This is a genomic window from Pseudomonas sp. c313 (assembly GCF_055407145.1).
The window spans coordinates 160,661-183,615 of the sequence record NZ_JBUZRD010000009.1 but is presented as its reverse complement, the minus strand read 5'-3'; the positions used below and the strand labels follow the sequence as shown (position 1 = coordinate 183,615).

General features: G+C 60.3%; 18 protein-coding genes and 1 pseudogene. 16 read left to right on the top strand and 3 right to left on the bottom strand.

Translation table 11 applies throughout. From position 1 onward, the window contains the following. Positions 1 to 55 precede the first annotated feature (55 nt). Positions 56 to 1,051 carry a tRNA dihydrouridine synthase gene (locus tag ACZRKZ_RS21975; protein WP_463970416.1) on the top strand — a complete coding sequence of 332 codons (996 nt, stop codon included), beginning with the start codon at positions 56 to 58 and terminating at the stop codon, positions 1,049 to 1,051. Here the strand turns inward: ACZRKZ_RS21975 and ACZRKZ_RS21970 are convergent. Both ACZRKZ_RS21970 and ACZRKZ_RS21965 read right to left on the bottom strand, forming a co-directional pair. Next, on the bottom strand, positions 1,032 to 4,310 hold the full coding sequence (locus tag ACZRKZ_RS21970) for an EAL domain-containing protein (RefSeq protein WP_463982725.1): 3,279 nt from the start codon (positions 4,308 to 4,310) through the stop codon (positions 1,032 to 1,034). The genes ACZRKZ_RS21975 and ACZRKZ_RS21970 overlap by 20 nt on opposite strands. Before the next feature lie 63 nt (positions 4,311 to 4,373). Next, positions 4,374 to 5,264, bottom strand: a complete 891-nt coding sequence (locus tag ACZRKZ_RS21965) for a LysR family transcriptional regulator (protein WP_463982724.1) — start codon at positions 5,262 to 5,264, stop codon at positions 4,374 to 4,376. A gap of 143 nt (positions 5,265 to 5,407) precedes the next feature. On the opposite strand from ACZRKZ_RS21965, the gene leuC reads away from it, so the two are divergent. After that, positions 5,408 to 6,826 (top strand): 3-isopropylmalate dehydratase large subunit, encoded by a 1,419-nt coding sequence (leuC, locus tag ACZRKZ_RS21960; RefSeq protein WP_463970413.1) that lies wholly within the window; start codon positions 5,408 to 5,410, stop codon positions 6,824 to 6,826. 10 nt (positions 6,827 to 6,836) lie between these two features. Next, positions 6,837 to 7,481 (top strand): 3-isopropylmalate dehydratase small subunit, encoded by a 645-nt coding sequence (gene leuD, locus ACZRKZ_RS21955; RefSeq protein WP_463982723.1) that lies wholly within the window; start codon positions 6,837 to 6,839, stop codon positions 7,479 to 7,481. Here leuD and ACZRKZ_RS21950 read toward each other — a convergent pair. Beyond that, positions 7,480 to 7,572, bottom strand: a pseudogene (locus ACZRKZ_RS21950) (outer membrane lipoprotein carrier protein LolA); the annotation flags it as partial. The gene leuD and the pseudogene ACZRKZ_RS21950 sit on opposite strands and share 2 nt — an antisense overlap. A gap of 42 nt (positions 7,573 to 7,614) precedes the next feature. Between ACZRKZ_RS21950 and ACZRKZ_RS21945 the strand changes: the two are divergent. The 13 genes from ACZRKZ_RS21945 to ACZRKZ_RS21885 all read left to right on the top strand — a co-directional run bounded on the left by ACZRKZ_RS21945 (position 7,615) and on the right by ACZRKZ_RS21885 (position 22,950). Further along, positions 7,615 to 8,379 carry a class I SAM-dependent methyltransferase gene (locus ACZRKZ_RS21945; RefSeq protein ID WP_463970412.1) on the top strand — a complete coding sequence of 255 codons (765 nt, stop codon included), beginning with the start codon at positions 7,615 to 7,617 and terminating at the stop codon, positions 8,377 to 8,379. 51 nt (positions 8,380 to 8,430) lie between these two features. Then, complete coding sequence (gene leuB, locus ACZRKZ_RS21940; RefSeq protein WP_463970411.1) at positions 8,431 to 9,513, top strand: 3-isopropylmalate dehydrogenase; 1,083 nt, start codon at positions 8,431 to 8,433, stop codon at positions 9,511 to 9,513. Positions 9,514 to 9,577: 64 nt separating this feature from the next. Beyond that, positions 9,578 to 10,690 (top strand): aspartate-semialdehyde dehydrogenase, encoded by a 1,113-nt coding sequence (asd, locus tag ACZRKZ_RS21935; RefSeq protein WP_133102956.1) that lies wholly within the window; start codon positions 9,578 to 9,580, stop codon positions 10,688 to 10,690. Positions 10,691 to 10,844: 154 nt separating this feature from the next. Beyond that, positions 10,845 to 11,855, top strand: a complete 1,011-nt coding sequence (locus ACZRKZ_RS21930) for an aspartate-semialdehyde dehydrogenase (protein WP_463982722.1) — start codon at positions 10,845 to 10,847, stop codon at positions 11,853 to 11,855. Positions 11,856 to 12,055: 200 nt separating this feature from the next. Then, positions 12,056 to 14,650: a FimV/HubP family polar landmark protein gene (locus ACZRKZ_RS21925; protein ID WP_463982721.1), complete on the top strand. Its 2,595-nt coding sequence runs from the start codon at positions 12,056 to 12,058 to the stop codon at positions 14,648 to 14,650. Positions 14,651 to 14,818: 168 nt separating this feature from the next. Continuing rightward, positions 14,819 to 15,643 (top strand): tRNA pseudouridine(38-40) synthase TruA, encoded by an 825-nt coding sequence (gene truA, locus ACZRKZ_RS21920; protein WP_463982742.1) that lies wholly within the window; start codon positions 14,819 to 14,821, stop codon positions 15,641 to 15,643. 63 nt (positions 15,644 to 15,706) lie between these two features. Continuing rightward, entirely contained in the window at positions 15,707 to 16,339 is a 633-nt protein-coding gene (locus ACZRKZ_RS21915) for a phosphoribosylanthranilate isomerase (RefSeq protein WP_149413705.1), read from the top strand. A gap of 245 nt (positions 16,340 to 16,584) precedes the next feature. Continuing rightward, the gene (gene accD / locus ACZRKZ_RS21910; RefSeq protein ID WP_463970408.1) at positions 16,585 to 17,505 is read left to right on the top strand and encodes an acetyl-CoA carboxylase, carboxyltransferase subunit beta; all 921 of its coding nucleotides are present in this window, start codon (positions 16,585 to 16,587) and stop codon (positions 17,503 to 17,505) included. Beyond that, positions 17,502 to 18,809: a bifunctional tetrahydrofolate synthase/dihydrofolate synthase gene (gene folC / locus ACZRKZ_RS21905; protein ID WP_463982720.1), complete on the top strand. Its 1,308-nt coding sequence runs from the start codon at positions 17,502 to 17,504 to the stop codon at positions 18,807 to 18,809. The genes accD and folC overlap by 4 nt, the downstream gene beginning before the upstream one ends. After that, positions 18,793 to 19,428: an SPOR domain-containing protein gene (locus tag ACZRKZ_RS21900; protein ID WP_463982719.1), complete on the top strand. Its 636-nt coding sequence runs from the start codon at positions 18,793 to 18,795 to the stop codon at positions 19,426 to 19,428. Before folC ends, ACZRKZ_RS21900 begins: the two co-directional genes overlap by 17 nt. 140 nt (positions 19,429 to 19,568) lie before the next feature. Next, a complete protein-coding gene (locus ACZRKZ_RS21895) occupies positions 19,569 to 20,126 on the top strand; it encodes a CvpA family protein (RefSeq protein WP_149413701.1) in 558 nt (185 codons plus the stop codon). A 41-nt stretch (positions 20,127 to 20,167) separates the two neighbouring features. Beyond that, positions 20,168 to 21,673: an amidophosphoribosyltransferase gene (gene purF / locus ACZRKZ_RS21890; protein ID WP_149413700.1), complete on the top strand. Its 1,506-nt coding sequence runs from the start codon at positions 20,168 to 20,170 to the stop codon at positions 21,671 to 21,673. A gap of 65 nt (positions 21,674 to 21,738) precedes the next feature. Then, positions 21,739 to 22,950, top strand: coding sequence for an O-succinylhomoserine sulfhydrylase (locus tag ACZRKZ_RS21885; RefSeq protein WP_463982718.1), 1,212 nt, complete (start codon positions 21,739 to 21,741; stop codon positions 22,948 to 22,950). Positions 22,951 to 22,955 lie beyond the last annotated feature (5 nt).

Below are 22,955 nucleotides of genomic sequence, written 5' to 3'. Positions count from 1 at the left end.
CGGTTGCTGTGGGAAACCCAGTAAACTGCTCCACGTTTTTTGTTGAGTGTTTCCCATGCAAATTGCTTTGGCGCCCATGGAGGGGTTGGTCGACAACATCCTGCGTGATGTGCTGACCCAGGTCGGCGGTATCGATTGGTGTGTGACCGAGTTCATTCGGGTCAACGACCGCCTGCTGACGCCGGCCTATTTCCACAAGCTTGCTCCAGAATTGCTGCACGGCGCTAAAACCGCTGCGGGCGTGCCGCTGCGTGTGCAATTGCTCGGGTCTGATCCGGTGTGCCTGGCGGAAAACGCCGCCTTGGCTTGCGAGCTGGGCTCTGAAGTTATCGATCTGAATTTTGGTTGCCCGGCCAAGACCGTCAACAAATCCCGTGGCGGCGCAGTATTGCTCAAGGAGCCGGAACTGCTCAACCAGATCGTCGAGCATGTGCGCCGTGCAGTACCAGCACATATTCCGGTCACCGCGAAGATGCGCCTGGGCTTCGACAGCCCGGATGGCGCGTTGGTCTGCGCCACCGCCCTGGCTGAAGGCGGCGCCGCGCACATCGTCGTCCATGCCCGCACCAAAGCGGATGGCTACAAACCCCCTGCTCATTGGGAATGGATTCCCCGGGTGCAGGACGTAGTCAAGGTGCCGGTGTTCGCCAACGGCGATATCTGGAGCGTCGAAGACTGGCGTCGTTGCCGGGAAATCAGCGGTGTCGAGGACATTATGCTCGGTCGCGGCCTGGTGGCCCGTCCCGACCTGGCTCGGCAGATCGCTGCTGCTCGTGCGGGCGAGGATGTGGTGGAAATGACCTGGGCGCAAATGCAACCCATGCTCCACGAGTTCTGGACGCAATCCGTCGCGCAACTCACTGAGCGCCAGGCTCCGGGCCGTTTAAAGCAGTGGCTGGCGATGCTGACCCGTAACTATCCCGAGGCGGTGGAGCTCTTTACGGCAATGCGCCGGGAAACCGATCTGGGGCAGGTTAGTCGTTTACTGGGGATGGCTCACCTTACGCAAGGTGAGCCCTTTTCACGTTTGACTACACCAGCAATTGCTTGAACCCCTCCATCGGCAGTGGCCGACTGTGCAAATACCCCTGATACAAATGACAGCCTAAGCCCTGCAAAAATGCCAGTTGCTCAAGTGTCTCCACGCCCTCGGCAATCACCTCCAGGTTCAAGCTGCGGGCCATGGCCACGATGGCGCGAATGATTTCCGCGTCGTTGGGGTCGTGGGTGGCATCGCGTACGAAGGACTGGTCGATCTTCAGCGCGTCCACGGGTAGACGCTTGAGGTAGGTGAGCGATGAATAGCCGGTACCAAAATCATCCATGGCAAAGCTGACACCGAGTTTCTTCAGGCGGCGCATCTTACTGATGGTGTCATCCAGGTTCTGGATCACGATGCCTTCGGTAATTTCCAGTTTCAGCAGAGTAAAGGGCAGCTTGTGCTGCTTCAGGCTGCGTTCGACCCGTTCGACAAAGTCATTCTGGCGAAATTGTCGGGGGCTGATGTTCACGCACAGGCTGAAATTCAGCGGGTCCACCAGGCCTTCGGCAATCAGTTGGGCGAAGGCACCACAGGCCTCGTCGAGAATCCAGGTGCCCACCTCCAGAATCAACCCGCTGTCCTCCAGCACCTTGATAAATTCAGCAGGAGATTGCGCCCCCAGTTGCGGATGCTGCCAGCGCACCAGGGCCTCGGCACCCACGATGCGGTTGCCCCGGGCGTCTACTTGCGGCTGGTAATGCACGCTGAACTCACCACGAGACAGCGCCATCCGCAGGTCGGTTTCCATGCGCAGTCGCTCACTGGCGGTGCGTTGCATGCTGTTATGAAACATCTGGATGGTGTTGCGCCCGGAGTCCTTGGCCCTGTATAGCGCGATATCGGCGCGCTTGAGCAGATCTGCCGGTGTCGAGCCATGATCGGGAATCAGCGCGACACCAATGCTGGGGGTGACCTGCAAGCGATGCCCATCGAGAAACATCGGTTCCGACAACAGTTCACGCAGGGTATCGGCCAACTCCTGCACCTGTCTGCTGACTTGCCCCCGTGAACCCTCCAGGCCGCTAAGCAGCACCACAAACTCATCGCCTCCCAGGCGTGCCACCGTGTCTTCCATGCGTACGCTGGCTTCCAGGCGGGCGGTGACGATTTTCAGCACTGTGTCGCCCACCGGGTGACCGAGGGAGTCGTTGATGTGCTTGAAGTGATCCAGATCGAGAAACAGCAGTGCGCCTCGCAGGTTGTGGCGCTTGAGCAGGGCGATTTGCTGGCTCAGGCGGTCCATCAATAATGCGCGATTGGGTAGGTTGGTCAGTGGGTCGTGATAGGCCAGGTGACGGATCTGCGCCTGCGCGTTTTTCAACAGGCTGACGTCCCTGGCGGTCAGCAGCAGGCACGGGGTTTCATTGATGGTGATCGGCTCCACCGACACCTCAACTGCCAGGATTTCCCCGCGTTTGTTGTGCCAGAGCATTTCCAGATGATGGATGCGCCCCTTGATCTGAAGTTCAGCCAGCAGCGCGGCCCGCTGGTTCTCGTCGGCCCAGATGCCGATCTGGTAAAGCGTCAGGCCTATGGCTTCGTCAGCCCGGTAGCCGGTCAAGCGACAGAATCCGTCATTCACCTCCAGATAACGGCCGGTGTCGCGTTCGGTGATGGACACCGCATCGGGGCTGGAATGAAACGCCTTGGCGAACTTCTCCTCGCTCGCCTTGAGCGCGGCTTCCGAGCGTTGCTGCTGGGTGATGTCCCGCAGGGTGGTAACGACGCAGGGCTGGTTTCCGACCTTGATCAGGCGACTGGAAATCACGCAGGTCAGGCGCTGGCCGTTTTTGTGATGGGCGATGATCGCCACGTTGCTCAGGGCTTGTTCGCGGATCACCTGCTCAATGCGTTGCAGGCGCCTGGTGGATTCGTCCCACAGGCCGATTTGCTCGGCGCTGTTGTTGATCACCTCGTCTGCAGTCCAGCCGAAGGTCTGGGTGAAGCTGGGGTTGATCTCGATGAACTGGCCGCTTTCCAGGCCCGTGACACAAATCGGGTCGGGGCTGGCGAGGAACAGGCTGGCGAATTTTTCTTCGGAGGCGCTAAGGCGCTGTTCGCGCTCCACCTGGTCAGTGATGTCGAGCAAGGTCCCGGCCATGCGTAACGGCTGGCCTTGGTCGTTGCGGTAGAGGCGGGCGCGGCTTTCCAGGTAGCGCGAGCTGCCGTCTTCCAGCTGTACGCGGTAGGTCAGTTGGTAATTGCCCGCCGGGCCTTCGCGAAGCGTGCGATAGGCATGGCGCATGTTTTCCCGCTCCTCATCGGGCATGCCTTCAAAAAAGGCGTCGAAAGACTCGTGAAATGGCTGGGGTTCCAGGCCGTGCAGCTGTGCGGCGCGGGCCGAGCCATAGAGCATGCCGCTGGGAATGTGCCAGTCCCAGGTACCCAGTTGTGCTGAATCCAGGGCCAGGTCCAGGCGCTCCTGGCTGTCCTTGAGGGCTAGCTCGGCGCTCTTGCGTTCGGTGGTGTCGAGGAAGGTGCTGATCAGGTAGGCCTGGCCCTCCAATTCGACTTTCTGGGCGCTGAGGGTGCCGTCATGCATCTGGCCGTTGCTGGAGCGAAACTGCACCTCCATGGTGATGGGCTCGCCCTTGCGTTGTGTGGCCTTGACCAACAGGGCGCGCTGCTCGGGGTGTACCCACAAGCCCAGGTCCAGCGTGGTACGGCCAATGACGTCGGTCACCGGCCAGCCGAACAAACTTTCGAAATACTGGTTGGCTTCGCTGATCAGGCCATCTTCCTGGCGGGTCAGCAGAACCATATTGGGGCACAGGTGGAACAGCGTGGCGAAGCGTTTTTCCGAATGGCTGAGGGCATGTTCCCGCTCGCGCTGGTGGGTGATCTCGCGAATCACGCCGATCATTCGCCGCCTGCCTGTCTTGTCTGGTAGCAGGCTGCCATTGATTTCCAGCCAGTGCAGGCTGCCATCGGGCCATTGAATGCGGTGGTGCATGGCGTTCGCGAAGGGTTCGCCGGCCAGCACGGCGTGAAAGGCGCGGACCACCCGCTCGCGGTCCTCGACGGCCAGCAGGTCGAGGTAATCCAGGTCCTTGGGCAGCGGCTGGCGGGGATCAAAACCAAATAACGCCTGGGTGCCCCGCGACCAACTGATCCGCCCGCTGTCGATTTCCCAACTCCAGGCGCCCAGCCGAGCGGCATTGAGCGCTGCCAGCAGTTGCGGGGCGCTGTCCCAGCTTTGCTCCGCCTCCTGGGGGTCCAGGGCGTAGATGCGTGGCAGCGGTGGCACGGTATTGAAGGGGTTGCGCATTATCAAAGGGCCTTGGCTCGATGGGCGTTCGGCGCGGGTTCAGGGTCTACGGGCCGCACGGCTTCAGGCCGGCATCCCTGCCGGATCGACCTGTGCATCCAATAGGCTCATGAAAGCCCGTGCAGCGTTCGACAGTGTCCTTTCGGTGTGCACGATATAGCCTAGCTGGCGACTGAGCTGTATGCCCGGCAAAGCAATACTTGTCACCTGTTCATCAAGCATGGTGCGCGGCAACACGCTCCAGGCCAGGCCGATGGAGACCATCATCTTGATGGTTTCCAGGTAGTTGGTACTCATGGCGATGTTCGGCGTCAGGCCCTGGGCCTCGAACAGCCGTTGCACTATATGGTGGGTAAAGGTGTTACCGCCGGGAAATACCGCCGGGTGCCGGGCGATGTCGGCCAGGTTGATCGTGCCGTTATTGACCAGGCTGTGTTCTGGCGCCACCACGAAATCCAGCGGGTCATCCCACACCAGTGTCGCTCGTACCAGTGTATGCGGCTCCGGCGCCAGGGTAATCACCGCTACTTCGGCGCGGCCATGGAGGATTTCTTCGTAGGCCACTTCCGAATCGAGAAACTGAATATCCAGGGCTACCTCCGGGTATTGCCGAGTAAACGCACGCAATACCGGCGGCAGGCGGTGCAGGCCGATGTGATGGCTGGTGGCCAGGGTTAGCCGTCCGGTGACCTTCCCGGTCAGGTTGGTCAGGGCGCGGCGGGTGTCATCCAGTACGTTGAGAATCTGATATGCCCTGGGCAAAAGCTCCCGGCCGGCCTCGGTCAAGCCCACTTCACGGCCCAGGCGGTCGAACAAGCGCACCTTCAATTGCTGCTCTAAACCGGCGATGCGCTTGCTGATGGCCGGTTGGGTCAGGTGCAGCCGTTCACCGGCACCGGAGAAGCTGCCGGTCTCGGCGATGGCTATAAAAGCATTGAGGTTGGCCAGGTCCATGGTGGTATTCCAGTTGGTTATCCAAAGCATGAAAAATATGAATTTGAGTTATTTAATGTAACCCCATAGGATCGACCTCACAAGCCAAGGGGTTATTGAACAAAACCCACGGCATAGAAAGAAAAGCTGATGAGGACCGACTGATGGCCGGCAAAACGCTTTACGACAAGCTTTGGGATTCCCATGAAGTGAAACGGCGTGATGATGGGTCGTCGCTGATCTATATCGACCGTCACATCATCCATGAAGTGACCTCGCCCCAAGCGTTTGAAGGCCTGCGACTGGCCGGGCGCAAGCCTTGGCGCGTCGACTCGATCATCGCCACGCCAGACCACAACGTGCCGACCACCCCTGAACGCAAGGGCGGTATCGACGCCATTGCCGACACGGTCTCGCGCTTGCAGGTCCAGACTCTCGACGACTATTGCGACGAGTACGGCATCACCGAATTCAAAATGAATGACGTGCGCCAGGGCATCGTCCACGTCATCGGCCCTGAGCAGGGCGCCACCTTGCCAGGCATGACCGTGGTCTGCGGCGACTCCCACACCTCGACCCACGGTGCGTTCGGCGCCTTGGCTCATGGCATCGGCACGTCCGAGGTGGAGCATGTGTTCGCCACCCAGTGCCTGGTTGCCAAAAAAATGAAGAACATGCAGGTAGTCGTCGAAGGTGAGTTGCCCTTCGGCGTGACCGCCAAGGACATCGTCCTCGCCATCATCGGCAAGATCGGCACCGCCGGCGGTAACGGCCATGCCATCGAATTTGCTGGCAGCGCCATTCGTGACCTGTCCGTCGAAGGCCGCATGACAATCTGCAACATGTCCATCGAAGCCGGCGCCCGTGTGGGCCTGGTGGCAGCAGACGAAAAGACCGTTGCCTACGTCAAGGGACGCCCATTCGCACCGAAAGCTGCCGAGTGGGATGCGGCGGTTGAAGCCTGGAAAGATTTGGTGTCTGACGAGGATGCGGTGTTCGACACTGTGGTCAAGCTCGATGCCACGCAGATCAAGCCGCAAGTTAGCTGGGGCACTTCCCCGGAAATGGTCCTGGCGGTTGATCAAAACGTCCCGGACCCGGCCAAGGAAACCGATCTGGTCAAGCGCGGTTCCATCGAACGTGCCTTGAAGTACATGGGCTTGAAAGCCAATCAGGCGATTACCGATATTCAGCTGGATCGCGTATTCATCGGCTCTTGCACCAACTCGCGGATCGAAGACTTGCGCGCGGCGGCCGTGATCGCCAAGGGCCGCAAAGTCGCTTCGACCATCAAGCAGGCGATCGTGGTCCCGGGTTCGGGCCTGGTTAAGGCGCAAGCCGAGGCCGAAGGCCTGGACAAGATCTTCCTCGAAGCCGGTTTTGAATGGCGTGAGCCGGGCTGTTCCATGTGCCTGGCGATGAACCCGGACCGTTTGGAGTCGGGCGAGCATTGCGCGTCTACCTCCAACCGTAACTTCGAAGGGCGTCAGGGCACCGGTGGTCGTACCCACCTGGTGAGCCCGGCCATGGCCGCAGCCGCTGCCGTCAACGGTCGTTTCATCGACGTTCGCGAATTGATCTGAGGAATACCCGATGAGAGCTTTTACCCAACACACAGGTTTAGTCGCGCCGTTGGACCGTGCCAACGTCGACACCGATCAGATCATTCCCAAGCAGTTCTTGAAATCGATCAAGCGCACTGGCTTCGGCCCTAACCTGTTCGACGAGTGGCGCTACCTGGACGTGGGCTACGCCTACCAGGACAACTCCAAGCGCCCGTTGAACAAGGACTTCGTGCTCAACGCCGAGCGCTACCAGGGCGCCAGCGTGCTGCTGGCCCGGGAAAACTTCGGCTGCGGCTCCAGCCGTGAACACGCGCCGTGGGCCCTGGAAGAATATGGCTTTCGCAGCATCATCGCGCCGAGCTATGCCGATATCTTCTTCAACAACAGCTTCAAGAACGGCTTGCTGCCGATCATCTTGAGCGATGCTGAAGTCGATGAGCTGTTCCAGCAGGTGGAAGCCGATGTGGGCTACCAGTTGACCGTAGACCTGGCCGCACAGACCGTGACCCGTCCGGATGGCAAGGTGTATCACTTTGAAGTGGATGCGTTCCGTAAGCACTGCCTGATCAACGGCCTGGACGATATCGGCCTGACCTTGCAGGACGGCGAGGCGATTGCCGCGTTTGAAGCCAAGCACCGGGCGAGCCAGCCGTGGTTGTTTCGCGACGCGTAAAAACTGTAGGAGCGAGCTTGCTCGCGAAAAACCTGAGAGCGCCGTTGGGTGTCAGGTTCCCAGCGTTATCGTTGGCAACCTTCGTGAGCAAGCTTGCTCCTGCAAAAAGAAGCACTCCAATAAGGAAATGACGATGACCAGCACCGTCCACACCCAAGTCGTACAAAAACAATTCGGTGAGCAGGCTTCGGCCTACCTGAGCAGTGCTGTTCACGCTCAAGGCACCGAATTCGCACTGCTACAGGCCGAGCTGGCCGGGCAGGGCGCTGCACGACTGCTGGACTTGGGTTGCGGTGCCGGTCATGTCAGCTTCCATGTTGCGCCGCTGGTTAAAGACGTGGTGGCCTACGACCTGTCGCAACAAATGCTCGACGTGGTCGCCGCCGCTGCAGTGGATCGCGGGCTGAGCAACATCAGCACCGTGCAGGGCGCCGCCGAACGCTTACCGTTCGCCGATGGCGAATTCGATTTCGTGTTCAGCCGTTACTCGGCTCACCACTGGAGCGACCTCGGCCTGGCCCTGCGGGAAGTGCGCCGGGTGCTCAAGCCTGGCGGTGTAGCGGCTTTCGTCGACGTCTTGTCACCGGGCAGCCCGCTGTTGGACACTTACCTGCAAACCGTCGAAGTGCTGCGCGACACCAGTCATGTGCGCGATTACTCCGCCGGTGAGTGGATGCGCCAGATCAGCGAAGCCGGTTTGCACGTGCGCAACAGCAGCCGCCAGCGCCTGCGCCTGGAATACAGCTCCTGGGTTGAACGCATGCGCACGCCGCAAGTCTTGCGCGCCGCCATCCTGCAGTTGCAGCAGGCTATGGGCCAGGAAGTTCGCGATTATTTTGAAATTGAAGCCGACGGCTCCTTCAGCACCGACGTGCTGGTGGTGTGGGCCGAACGCTAGAATTGTTCCCGACCTGCCTGTGGGCGGGTCGCCCGATGAAATGAGGAAAGCATGAGCAAGCAGATTCTGATTCTCCCAGGCGACGGCATTGGTCCGGAAATCATGGCCGAAGCGGTCAAGGTGCTGGAACTGGCTAACGAGAAATACAGCCTGGACTTCGAATTTAGCCACGATGTCATCGGCGGCGCCGCCATCGACAAATACGGCGTGCCCCTGGCCGACGAAACCCTGGACCGTGCTCGTGCAGCCGACGCCGTGTTGCTGGGCGCCGTGGGTGGCCCGAAATGGGACAAGATCGAACGTGACATCCGCCCTGAGCGCGGCCTGCTGAAAATTCGTGCGCAGTTGGGCCTGTTCGGCAACCTGCGCCCGGCGATCCTGTACCCGCAACTGGCTGACGCCTCCAGTTTGAAGCCGGAAATCGTTGCCGGTCTGGACATCCTGATCGTTCGTGAGCTGACCGGCGGTATCTACTTCGGCTCGCCCCGTGGCGTGCGCGAACTGGAAAACGGCGAGCGTCAGGCCTACGACACCCTGCCGTACAGCGAAAGCGAAATCCGCCGTATCGCCCGTGTCGGTTTCGATATGGCGCGGGTGCGCGGCAAGAAGCTGTGCTCGGTGGACAAGGCCAACGTGCTGGCTTCCAGCCAACTGTGGCGTGAAATCGTCGAGCAAGTGGCCCAGGACTACCCGGACGTCGAGCTGAGTCACATGTACGTCGACAACGCCGCCATGCAGTTGGTGCGTGCACCCAAGCAGTTTGACGTGATCGTCACCGACAACCTGTTCGGCGATATCCTGTCCGACCAGGCGTCGATGCTCACCGGCTCCATCGGCATGCTGCCGTCGGCGTCCCTGGACACCAACAACAAGGGCATGTACGAGCCTTGCCACGGTTCGGCGCCGGATATCGCTGGCCTTGGCATTGCCAACCCGTTGGCGACCATTTTGTCGGTGTCGATGATGTTGCGTTATAGCTTCAGCCTGGGCGACGCGGCAGACGCCATCGAGAAGGCGGTAAGCCTGGTGCTGGATCAAGGCCTGCGCACTGGCGACATATGGTCGCAGGGTTGCACCAAGGTCGGGACGCAGGAAATGGGCGACGCAGTAGTCGCCGCGCTGCGGAATCTGTAATCTCTCGGGCCCGCTTGCAGTTGTTGCTGCCGGGCGGCCCACTTTTGAACAAGGTGTAGTTGCGATGAAACGTGTAGGTCTGATCGGTTGGCGCGGTATGGTCGGTTCCGTGCTCATGCAGCGGATGCTGGAAGAGCAGGATTTCGATCTTATTGAGCCGGTGTTTTTCACCACTTCCAACGTTGGTGGCCAAGGGCCGTCTGTGGGCAAGGATATTGCTCCGCTCAAGGACGCCTACAACATTGAAGAGCTGAAAACCCTCGACGTGATCCTGACCTGCCAGGGTGGCGACTACACCAGCGAAGTATTCCCCAAGCTGCGCGAAGCCGGCTGGCAGGGTTACTGGATCGACGCCGCCTCCAGCCTGCGCATGCAGGATGACGCGGTCATCGTCCTCGACCCGGTGAACCGCAGGGTCATCGACCAGCAGCTCGACGCCGGGACCAAGAACTACATCGGCGGCAACTGCACCGTCAGCCTGATGCTGATGGGCCTGGGCGGCTTGTTCGAAGCCGGCCTGGTGGAGTGGATGAGCGCCATGACCTATCAGGCGGCCTCCGGTGCTGGCGCGCAGAACATGCGTGAACTGATCAAGCAAATGGGCGCCACCCACGCCGCTGTCGCCGATCAACTGGCCGATCCGGCCAGCGCCATTCTCGACATCGACCGCCGTGTCGCCGAAGCCATGCGCAGTGATGCCTACCCAACCGAGAACTTCGGTGTGCCGCTGGCTGGCAGCCTGATCCCGTGGATCGACAAGGAACTGCCTAACGGCCAGAGTCGCGAAGAGTGGAAGGCCCAGGCCGAGACCAACAAGATCCTCGGTCGCTTCAAGAGCCCGATTCCGGTGGATGGTATCTGTGTGCGCATCGGCGCCATGCGTTGCCACAGCCAGGCGCTGACCATCAAGCTCAACAAAGACGTGCCGATCGCCGATATCGAAGGGCTGATCAGCCAGCACAACCCCTGGGTCAAGCTGGTGCCGAACCAGCGTGAAATCAGCATGCAGGAGCTGAGTCCGACCAAGGTCACCGGCACCCTGAATGTGCCCATTGGCCGTCTGCGCAAGCTGAACATGGGTACCCAGTACCTGGGCGCGTTCACTGTTGGCGACCAATTGCTGTGGGGCGCGGCCGAGCCGCTGCGTCGCATGCTGCGAATCTTGCTGGAGCGTTGATCGCGTAAGGCAATAATGAAGAAACCCGCGCTCTGGTAACAGGCGCGGGTTTTTTATTGTTGTTTCGGGCCTCATCACACAACCCAGGCCAATTGCCTCGCTCCCACCCAGCCGGTAAAGTGCCGCTCCCCCCGTAATGCCCGAGGCAGCCTCCATGACCCAGACCTTTGATATCGCCGTGATCGGAGCCACAGGCACGGTTGGCGAAACGCTGGTGCAGATTCTCGAAGAGCAGGATTTTCCGGTGGGGGCCCTGCACCTGTTGGCCAGCAGTGAATCGGCTGGGCATTCGGTGCCGTTTCGCGGCAAGAACGTGCGGGTTCGGGAAGTGGATGAGTTTGATTTCAGCAAGGTCAAGTTGGCGTTCTTCGCCGCAGGCCCAGCCGTTACCTTGAGCTTCGCCCCACGGGCCACGGCGGCGGGTTGTGCGGTAATCGACTTGTCTGGCGCCTTGCCTGCCGATCAGGCGCCTCAAGTGGTGCCAGAAGCCAATGCTCATGTGTTGGACTCGCTGAAAAAGCCTGTGCAACTGGGCAGTCCTAGCGCATCTGCCACCGCCCTGGCCGTCGTACTGGCGCCGCTGCGCGGTTTGCTGGACATCCAGCGCATCAGCGTCACCGCTAACCTGGCGGTTTCCTCCCAGGGCCGTGAGGCCGTCAGCGAACTGGCCCGGCAAACCGCCGAGCTGCTGAACGTGCGTCCTCTGGAGCCAAAATTCTTCGACCGGCAGATTGCCTTCAACCTGTTGGCCCAAGTCGGCGCCCCTGATACACAAGGCCATACCTCCCTGGAGAAGCGCCTGGTGCACGAGTTGCGCGCTGTTCTGGAAATGCCCTTACTAAAGATTTCCGTAACCTGTGTTCAAGCCCCGGTGTTTTTTGGCGATAGCCTGAGTGTGTCGCTGCAATTGGGCGCAGCGGTTGACCTTGGCGCCATCAACCTTGCATTGGATGCAGCACCCGGTGTCGAGTTGGTGGAGGCGGGCGACTACCCTACCGCCGTTGGTGATGCGGTCGGCCAGGATGTTGTCTACGTAGGTCGGGTGCGCGCGGGTGTAGATGATCCTGCGGAACTAAATCTCTGGCTGGCGTCAGATAACGTACGCAAAGGCGCCGCACTCAACGCCGTGCAATTGGCGCAGTTGTTGATAAAAGACCTTGTGTAAAAGATACTTGGCAGCAATTTGTAGATTGATTCTAACTAGGCGCTATGCTTGGCCTGATTGCAGGAAGTGAGCCGCTGTCGAAGGCTGCAGGCCCACGCAGGAAAAATTGCGCGTCGGTGACCCATCGACTCGCCATGCCTTGTGGCAGCGGTACCAAACCTTCTCGCCGGGCGAGGAGCGTTCAAACAAAGGATGAGGCTATGGTTCAAGTTCGCAAACTGGTGTTAGCAATAGCGGCCGCCTCGGCGCTGTCCTCCGGTATGGCGCATGCGCTGCAACTTGGGGAGATGACACTCAAGTCGCAGCTGAACCAGCCGCTGTCAGTAGAAATTGAACTGCTTGATGTGGGTGGTCTGGCAGCCTCTGATATCGTTCCTAGCCTGGCATCTTCCCAGGCCTTTGTTGACGCGGGCGTCGACCGTCAGGCCTTTCTTGACGACCTGACCTTCACTCCGGTGCTCAACCCCGCCGGTCGCAGCGTGGTACGCATCACCTCCAGCAAGCCGTTGCCTGATTCCTATGTGCGCTTCCTGTTGCAAGTGCAGTGGCCCAACGGCCGGCTGATGCGCGATTACAGCGTGTTGCTGGACCCGGCCAAGTTCGATCAGTCGACCCCGGCGGCCAATGTACCTGCGCCACGGCTCGATGCGCCTGCTATCCCGGCGGCGACCATCAGTAAACCCTCCGAATACACCACCACTTCCCGGGATACGCTCTGGGAAATCGCTGCCAAGGCCCGTAATGGCGGGTCCGTCCAGCAAACCATGCTGGCCATCCAGGCACTGAACCCCGACGCCTTTGTCGACGGTAATATCAACCGCATGAAGACCGGCAAGGTCCTGCGCCTGCCTGACCCGGTGCAAAGCACCAGCTTGCCGCAGCCTCAGGCGATAGCTGAAGTGACCGTGCAGAATGCTGCCTGGCGCCAGGGCCGGCGTGGTGCGAACAACCAGGTTGCAGGGCGGCAACAGTTGGACGCTACCCGGCGCACCCAGGCTGGCAATGCGCCTTCGCAGACCGCAGCCAAGGACAACTTGAGCCTGGTTTCGGCCGAAGCCGCCAAGGCTGGCTCGAAAGGCGCAGCGGGTGACAGCAAGGCCTTGAGCAACAAGCTGGCGGTGACCCAGGAGAGCCTGGATTCGTCCCGTCGCGAAAACGAAGAACTGAAAAGCCGCATGACTGACCTGCAAAGTCAGTTGGACAAGCTGCAGCGGTTGATCGAACTCAAGAACAATCAACTGGCGAAGTTGCAGGCCGAAGGTGGTACGGCGGTGCCGCCTGCCGCGATGCCGGCCGAACTGGCCGCGACGCCCGCAGCAGCGGAAAACCCTGCGACTGCTCCTGTGGCTGCTCCCGCCGCAGCGCCTGCCGAGGAGCCGATCAAGCCCGAAACGCCAGCCACTCCCGAAGGCAAGTTTAATGACCTGCTGACCAACCCGATCGTCCTGGGTGTGATCGGTGGTGCGGCAGGTTTGCTGGTGTTGTTGCTTCTGCTGCTGTGGGCCCGTCATCGCAATGCGCGGCTGGAAGAAGAAAAACACCTGCGCATGGCTCGGGCACTGGCAGAGGAACCGGAGTTTTCGTCGAATATTGATCAAGATCTGCCGTCCGACAGCTTCGAAGGTCTTGAGGTCCCGCCGGCGAACGTCAAGCTTGCACCAGCACCAGCACCAGCACCAGCACCAGCACCAGCACCAGCACCAGCACCAGCACCAGCAGCACCGAAGCCCGCGCCCGTCATTGTTCCGGTGATTGTGCCTGTGATTGCGCCAGTGGCTGCTGAGCGTGCGAGCGACGCCTTGGCGCAGGCCCAGTCCCACTTGGATCGTGGTCATCTGAACCAGGCTGGTGAAGTGCTGGAGGACGCCATCAAGCAGGAGCCCGCGCGTAGCGATCTGCGCCTCAAGCTGATGGAAGTCTACGGCCAGCAGGGCGACAAGGATGGGTTTGTGACCCAGGAGCGGCAGTTGGTCGCCAATGGCGAAAACCACGCTCAGGTCGAACAGTTGAAAAGCCGCTTCCCGGCCATGGCTGTACTGGCTGTCGGCGTCAGTGCCGCCGTCGCGGCCGCCGCGATGGATGCCCAGTACGTCAAGGACCTGCTCAAGGACGAACCTGCGCCGCCCGCCGTTACTGAAACGGATGCGTTTGACACGGATTTCGACCTGAGCCTGGACGATCTTGAAGCCGCCTCTCCGGCCTTTGTTGCCCCCCAAGTTGATGACCTGAGTTTTGAATCGGTCTTGCAGCAACAGACTGAAGCCAAGGCCAGTCAGGATGACCTGTCGGATTTCGACCTGGATTTGCAGCTTGATCCTCCGTCCTCGACTCAGGACGATGACGATTTCCTGTCAGGTCTTGAAGATCAAATGAAAGACCTGCCTGCCGTTGAACCGCCGACCCTGACGCCAGCCGCGTTGGACGACCTGGACCTGCCGGAAGACTTCGACCTGTCCCTGGCCGATGAGCCGGATGCTCCCGCGGGCGCCAAGCCAGACGAGTTTTCCTCGGAGCTGGACGACGTCAACGCCGAGCTGGATCGTCTGTCCCAGAGCCTTGAGAATCCGCCGATCGAGCCGACGTTCACGGCCGAAGATGCGGCGCTGGGCGGTGATGAGCCGGAATTCGACTTCCTTTCCGGCACTGACGAAGTCGCCACCAAGCTGGACCTGGCCCAGGCCTACATCGATATGGGCGACGCCGATGGTGCGAGGGACATTCTTGGAGAGGTACTCAGCGAAGGGAGTGACGGCCAGAAGAGTGAGGCCAAGGAAATGCTCAGCCGGCTGGCTTGATCGGTGAGTTGAACAAAGCGGCAGCCTTCGGGCTGCCGTTTTGATTTCTGCCTCCAACTAAAAACACGAGATACATGGCGCCCGGCCCTCGCAGCCTTATAATGGCCGCCTTTGCGCAACTCATCAGGCTCTCAGTTCTTGGCAAATATAGATAACGCGGCCGCCGAAATGGCGGCCTCAGGCTTTTTCAGAATCGCTTTGGGCGTGGAATACAAAGGCTCGCGCTATTGCGGCTGGCAGCGCCAGGCTTCTGGGGTGAAGACCGTGCAGGAGACCCTTGAAAAGGCACTGTCAAAAGTCGCCGACTCACCGGTTTCGCTGATGTGCGCCGGGCGGACCGACTCTGGTGTGCATGCCTGCGGGCAGGTGGTGCATTTCGACACCCAGGCCGAGCGCTCGATGAAGGCCTGGGTCATGGGCGCCAATATCAATTTGCCCCATGACATCAGTGTCAGTTGGGCCAAGGTGATGCCAGCCGATTTTCACGCGCGGTTCAAGGCCATCGCCCGCCGTTACCGCTATGTGATCTACAACGACCAGATTCGCCCGGCACACCTGAACGAAGAAGTCACCTGGAACCATCGACCTCTGGATGCAGAGCGCATGGCGCAAGCGGCCCAGCATCTGGTTGGCGTCCATGATTTCAGCGCGTTTCGTGCCGGCCAGTGCCAGGCCAAGTCGCCTATCAAGGAAGTCCATCACCTGCGGGTAACCCGCCACGGCAAGATGATCGTCCTGGATATCCGCGCTGGAGCCTTCCTGCACCACATGGTGCGCAATATCGCCGGGGTATTGATGACCATTGGTACCGGCGAGCGCCCGGTGGAATGGGCCAGGGAAGTATTGGACGGCCGGGTTCGCCGCACGGGTGGGGTGACGGCTCATCCGTTCGGCCTGTACCTGGTGGATGTCGAGTACCGGAGCGAGTTTGAGCTACCGCAACGTTTCATCGGGCCACACTTCCTTACCGGTTTCTCTGAACTTGACGGCTGACGCCCGGAAAAGCATTTGTTACCATCCGGAACTTTCTCGGATAAGCCCTGAGGTTCCAACGACATGTCAGCCGTTCGCAGCAAGATTTGCGGGATTACTCGCATAGAGGACGCATTGGCGGCAGTCGAGGCGGGGGCCGATGCCATCGGTTTTGTGTTTTATGCCAAAAGCCCACGGGCGGTGAGTGCGCAGCAGGCGCGGGCGATCATCGCCGCATTGCCGCCGTTTGTGACCACCGTGGGGTTGTTCGTCAATGCCAGCCGCTGCGAGCTCAATGAAACCCTCGATGCCGTGCCGCTGGACCTGTTGCAGTTCCACGGCGACGAGACCCCGGCCGACTGCGATGGGTATCACCGCCCTTACATCAAGGCGCTGCGGGTCAAGGCAGGCGACGATATTGCGGCCAGTTGCGCAGCATTTACCGGGGCCAGCGGGATTCTCCTCGATACGTATGTCGAAGGTGTACCGGGTGGTACAGGTGAGGCGTTTGATTGGTCATTGATACCTGAGGGTTTAAGCAAGCCGATCATCCTCGCCGGGGGCCTGTGCGCAGGCAATGTCGCCCAGGCTATTGCTCAGGTCCGGCCTTACGCAGTCGACGTCAGCGGTGGGGTAGAGCAGGGCAAGGGCATCAAGGATCACGCCAAGATTCGCGCATTCATGCAGGCAGTACGCAGCAGCAGTGGCTCGATGTGACGGCTGGCAGTCTGCCGCCGTCAGTAACTACCACTGTGTAAAACAGGCCGGCGCTGCCTTTTGGGCGGCGCCCAATGAAGTGGCAACCACGCGCTGGCGGGTTGTCTGGAAGGCTGAGGGCACAGGCAGGAAATGGCTGGTCGAACGCTTGACCCCGTCCTGGATGTGCCATCGCCACATAATGAATTTAGCTCAAGGGCATACGCGGGGCTGTGTTCAAGCCACCGGTACTGGAGAAAGAAAGCATGAGCAACTGGTTAGTAGACAAACTGATCCCCTCGATCATGCGTTCCGAGGTGAAAAAAAGCTCGGTCCCTGAAGGTCTTTGGCACAAGTGCCCGTCCTGCGACGCGGTGCTGTACCGTCCGGAGCTGGAAAAGACCCTGGACGTTTGCCCCAAGTGCAACCACCACATGCGTATTGGCGCCCGCGCCCGCATCGACATTTTCCTTGATGCCGATGGCCGCGCCGAACTGGGCGCTGATCTGGAGCCGGTGGACCGCCTCAAGTTCCGCGACGGCAAGAAGTACAAGGACCGCCTGACCGCCGCTCAGAAGCAGACCGGTGAGAAGGACGCGCTGATTTCCATTAGTGGCAAGCTGCTGGGCATGCCCGTGGTGGTTTCCGCATTTGAGTTCTCCTTTATGGGCGGCTCCATGGGGGCCATCGTTGGTGAGCGTTTCGTACGTGCCGCCAACTACGCCCTGGAAAACCGTTGCCCGATGATCTGTTTTGCCGCCTCCGGTGGTGCGCGGATGCAGGAAGCGTTGATCTCGCTGATGCAAATGGCCAAGACCTCTGCGGTGCTGGCGCGTCTGCGTGAAGAAGGTATTCCGTTCATCTCGGTGCTGACCGATCCGGTCTACGGCGGCGTTTCCGCCAGCCTGGCCATGCTGGGTGACGTGATTGTCGGCGAACCCAAGGCCCTGATCGGCTTTGCCGGCCCGCGCGTGATCGAGCAAACTGTTCGCGAAAAACTGCCAGAAGGTTTCCAGCGCAGCGAATTCCTCCTGGAGCATGGCGCGATCGACATGATCATCGCCCGCTCCGAGTTGCGTCCACGCCTGGGCAACCTGCTGGCGCAAATGATGGGCCTGCCGACGCCTGTGTACATTGCGCCCGCTGTCGAGCTGATCGTGGTTCCGCCGGTGCCTGCAAACATATGATCCAACGTACCCTGGGCGAATGGCTCGCCTACCTTGAGCAGTTGCATCCATCAGCCATCGACATGGGCCTGGAACGCTCGCAACAGGTAGCGGCCCGCCTTGGGTTGGGGCGTCCGGCTCCTCGGGTGGTCACGGTCACTGGCACCAACGGCAAGGGTTCTACCTGCGCCTTTGTTGCCGCCTTGCTGCAGGCCCAGGGCTTGAAGGTCGGCGTCTACAGCTCGCCGCACCTGCTGCGTTACAACGAGCGCGTACAGCTCAATGGTGTCGAAGCTACTGATGAGCAGCTGTGCGAAGCCTTTGCTGCGCTCGATGCGGGGCGCGGCGAAACCTCCCTGACTTATTTCGAAATGGGTACCCTGGCAGCGCTCTGGCTGTTTGAGCGTGCCCGGCTGGATGTGGTCGTACTCGAAGTTGGCCTCGGCGGGCGCCTGGACACGGTCAATGTGGTGGATGCCGACCTTGCGTTGGTGACCAGCATTGGCGTCGATCACGTCGACTACCTCGGTGACACCCGTGAGTCGGTGGCCTATGAAAAGGCCGGGATCTTCCGTCAGGGCAAGCCTGCGCTGTGTGGCGACCTGGACCCACCGCATACCTTGCTGGACAAGGTTGGCGAGCTGGATTGCCCGTTCTTCCTGCGGGGGCGTGATTTCACCCTTGAGGTTGGCGATGAGCATTGGTCGTGGCGCGGGCTCGATGTTCGCGGGCAAGTGGTCGAGTTGCACAATTTGCCGCTGCTGAACTTGCCGATGGAGAACGCCGCGCTCGCCCTCCAGGCCTATCTGTTGCTGGATTTGCCGTGGGATACCGTGCAGATTGCCGATACCTTGCAGGGTACACAGGTGGTCGGTCGTCTGGATCGCCGTGCATTCGAGTGGGGCGGCAAGCGTCTGAATCTGTTGCTGGACGTGGGGCATAACCCCCATGCCGCTGAATACCTGGCTCGGCGTCTGTCACGCAAGCCGCCGGTGGGCCGTCGTCTGGCGGTGTTCGGGCTGTTGTCCGACAAAGATCTGGGCGGTGTCGTTGCACCTTTGTTGAATAACGTACAGTCATGGGCAGTTGCGCCGCTGGATACGCCTCGCAGCCGTCCCGCCGCCGATGTGCAGGTGGCGTTGCAGAACCTTGGTGCATCGGTGACGTCCTATGCAAGCGTGACTGCTGCATTGGAAGCCCAGTGCGCTGTTGCAGTGCCCGAGGACGAGATTCTGTTGTTCGGATCATTTTATTGTGTTGCCGAGGCGCTTGAGTGGTTAGCCCGGCGCTCCACGGAGGAAGCTGCACATGGCATTACTGGATAGCGCGTACAGGCAGCGAATGGTCGGGGCCTTGGTTCTGGTTGCGCTGGCAGTAATTTTTCTGCCGATGCTGTTTTCCCGCCAGGATGAACAGCGCCAGGTGACCGTCGAAGCTCCGGCTGCCCCTCAGGCGCCTGTGATGCCTCAGGTTCAGGTTGAGCCGGTGGTGGTGCCTGAACCTCAGGCCTTGCCGCAAGAGCCGGTGCCGAGCGACGAAGAGATCGCCGAGCAGGAAGCGGCTTCGATGCCGGCCCAGCCAAGCGTTCCGGTGGTAAAGCCGACGGCTGCGCCAGCCAAGCCCGTGGCACCAAAGGCTGTGGCTCCGCAGCCAGCGGCGCCGGGCAAGCCTGATGTCGGGCAGAGCCGTATTGATCCCAATGGCCTGCCGATCAGTTGGTCGGTGCAACTGGCCAGCCTGGCCAATCGCGAAAGCGCCGAAAGCCTGCAGAAAACCCTGCGTAGCCAGGGTTATAACGCCTACATACGTACCGCCAATGGCAAGAATCGGGTATTTGTCGGACCGCTGATCGAGCGGGCCGAGGCTGACCGCTTGCGTGATCTGCTGGGGCGCCAGCAGAACCTCAAGGGCTTTGTCGTGCGCTTCCAGCCAGAGCGCGGCTAAAATTGTAGGAGCGTCCCCCTTGCTCCTACAGTGATGATGCAGACTCAACTCATTGATTTGCAAAGCACTGCTAATCGCAGCTTACCGATAGCCCGGCGCTCTGCTAAAATGCGCCGCCTTATCCGTCTGTAGGCTGTACTGTGCCATTTACCTGGGTTGACTGGGCGATCGTTGCAATCGTCGCCATCTCCGCTTTGATCAGTCTAAGCCGCGGCTTCGTTAAAGAAGCATTGTCGTTGCTGACCTGGATCATCGCAGGAGTCGTAGCCTGGATGTTCGGTGGCTCTTTGGCCGTGTATCTCACCGGATACATCGAAACACCTTCGGCTCGCGTCATCGCGGGCTGCGCCATCATGTTCATCGCCACGCTGCTGGTGGGAGCAATGGTCAATTATCTTATCGGCGAATTGATACGTGTCACCGGACTCTCCGGGACCGATCGATTTCTCGGCATGGTCTTCGGCGCCGCGCGTGGCGCATTGCTGGTGGTCGTGGCGGTCGGGCTGTTGAGCCTGGGCCCGGTACAGCAGGATTCGTGGTGGCAGGAGTCAGCTCTTGTGCCAAAATTTCTATTGGTTGCAGATTGGTCCAAGAACCTCATATTGGGGTGGAGCAGTCAGTGGCTGGCCAGCGGAATCAGCGTGCCCGCTGATCTTCCGTTCAAGGAACACCTCTTGCCGGCCAAAACGTCGCAATAAGTTGTGTTCAGTCAAGATTCATTAAGTAGGGGTTGCGTCGCATGTGTGGCATCGTCGGTATCGTCGGTAAGTCGAACGTCAATCAGGCGCTGTATGACGCGCTAACCGTCCTCCAGCACCGCGGCCAGGACGCTGCCGGTATTGTGACCAGCCACGACGGCCGGTTATTCCTGCGCAAGGACAATGGTCTGGTGCGTGACGTGTTTCATCAGCGTCACATGCAGCGCCTCGTCGGGCACATGGGCATTGGCCATGTGCGTTATCCGACTGCGGGCAGCTCGACCTCGGCCGAAGCTCAACCGTTTTACGTCAACTCGCCCTATGGCATCACCCTGGCGCACAACGGCAACCTGACCAACGTTGAACAGTTGGCCAAGGAGATTTACGAGTCTGATCTGCGTCACGTCAACACCAACTCCGACTCGGAAGTGCTGCTTAACGTGTTCGCCCACGAGTTGGCCCAGCGCGGCAAGCTGCAGCCAACCGAGGAAGACGTGTTCGCCGCCGTGACGGACGTGCACAACCGTTGCGTCGGTGGCTACGCCGTCGTGGCGATGATCACCGGCTACGGCATTGTCGGTTTCCGCGACCCGAATGGCATTCGTCCGATCGTCTTCGGTCAGCGTCATACCGACGAAGGCGTCGAGTACATGATTGCCTCCGAAAGCGTGTCCCTGGACGTGCTGGGCTTCACCCTGATCCGTGACCTGGCGCCGGGCGAAGCGGTGTACATCACTGAAGACGGCAAGCTGCACACCCGTCAGTGCGCCCTCAATCCGAAACTCACCCCGTGCATCTTCGAACACGTCTACCTGGCGCGTCCGGATTCGATCATCGACGGTGTTTCGGTGTACAAGGCGCGTCTGCGCATGGGTGAGAAGCTCGCCGACAAGATCATGCGCGAGCGTCCAGAACACGACATTGACGTAGTGATCCCGATTCCGGACACCAGCCGTACTGCAGCGCTGGAGCTGGCCAACCACCTGGGCGTCAAGTTCCGCGAAGGTTTCGTCAAGAACCGTTACATCGGCCGCACCTTCATCATGCCGGGCCAGGCTGCGCGCAAGAAGTCGGTACGCCAGAAGCTCAACGCTATCGAGCTGGAGTTCCGCGGCAAAAACGTGATGCTGGTGGATGACTCCATCGTGCGTGGCACCACTTGCAAGCAGATCATTCAGATGGCCCGTGAAGCAGGGGCGAAGAACGTCTACTTCTGTTCCGCTGCGCCTGCCGTGCGTTATCCGAACGTCTACGGCATCGACATGCCGAGTGCTCATGAACTGATCGCCCATAACCGTTCGACCCAGGACGTTGCAGACCTGATCGGCGCTGACTGGCTGATCTACCAGGACCTGCCGGACCTGATCGAGGCGGTCGGCGGTGGCAAGATCAAGATCGAAGAGTTCGATTGCGCGGTGTTTGACGGCAAGTACGTCACTGGCGATGTCGACGAGGCTTACCTGAACAAGATAGAGCAGGCGCGCAACGACTCCTCGAAGATCAAGACCCAGGCGGTCAGCGCGATCATCGATCTGTATAACAACTGAGTAAACACCGGCCCTGAGGGGCCGGTTTTGTATCTTTGATAAAGTATCGAGTTGAGGAGTAGAGCATGAGTCAGGAATGGGATGCCGGTCGCTTGGACAGCGACCTCGATGGCGTAGCTTTCGATACCCTGGCTGTGCGCGCTGGACAGCACCGCACGCCGGAAGGCGAACACGGTGATCCGATGTTCTTCACTTCCAGCTATGTCTTCCGCACTGCGGCCGATGCCGCGGCGCGCTTTGCCGGCGAAGTGCCGGGCAACGTTTACTCCCGCTACACCAACCCAACCGTGCGTGCGTTCGAAGAGCGTATTGCGGCGCTGGAAGGGGCCGAGCAGGCCGTCGCCACGGCAACGGGCATGGCGGCCATTTTGGCGGTGGTCATGAGTTTGTGCAGTGCTGGCGATCACGTGCTGGTGTCGCGCAGCGTATTTGGTTCGACCATCAGTCTGTTCGAAAAATATTTCAAGCGCTTCGGCATTGAAGTGGACTACGTGCCGCTGGCGGATCTGTCTGGCTGGGACGCGGCCATCAAGGCCAGCACCAAATTGCTGTTCGTCGAGTCGCCCTCCAATCCGCTGGCTGAGTTGGTGGACATCGCTGCGCTGGCCGAAGTGGCCCATGCCAAGGGCGCAATGCTGGTGGTGGACAACTGCTTCTGCACCCCAGCCCTGCAACAGCCGCTGAAGCTGGGCGCGGACATCGTCGTGCATTCGGCCACCAAGTTCATCGACGGCCAGGGCCGTTGCATGGGCGGCGTGGTTGCAGGTGCAAGCGAGCAGATGAAGGAAGTAGTAGGCTTCTTGCGTACAGCAGGCCCGACCCTGAGCCCGTTCAATGCCTGGATTTTCCTCAAGGGTCTGGAAACCCTCAGCCTGCGGATGAAGGCCCATTGTGCCAGCGCCCAGGTTCTGGCCGAGTGGCTGGAGCAGCAGGACGGTATCGAAAAGGTTCATTACGCCGGTCTCAAGAGCCATCCCCAGCACGAGTTGGCCCAGCGCCAGCAGCGCGGGTTTGGTGCGGTAGTGAGCTTTGAGGTCAAGGGTGGCAAAGATGGCGCCTGGCGTTTTATCGACGCGACTCGGCTGATCTCCATTACCGCCAACCTTGGGGACAGCAAGACCACTATTACCCACCCAAGCACCACGTCCCATGGTCGTCTGGCGCCACAAGAGCGCGAAGCTGCGGGCATTCGCGACAGCCTGATTCGTGTAGCGGTGGGCCTGGAAGACGTGGCTGACTTGCAGGCAGACCTGGCTCGCGGGTTGGCGGCCTTGTGACCGAG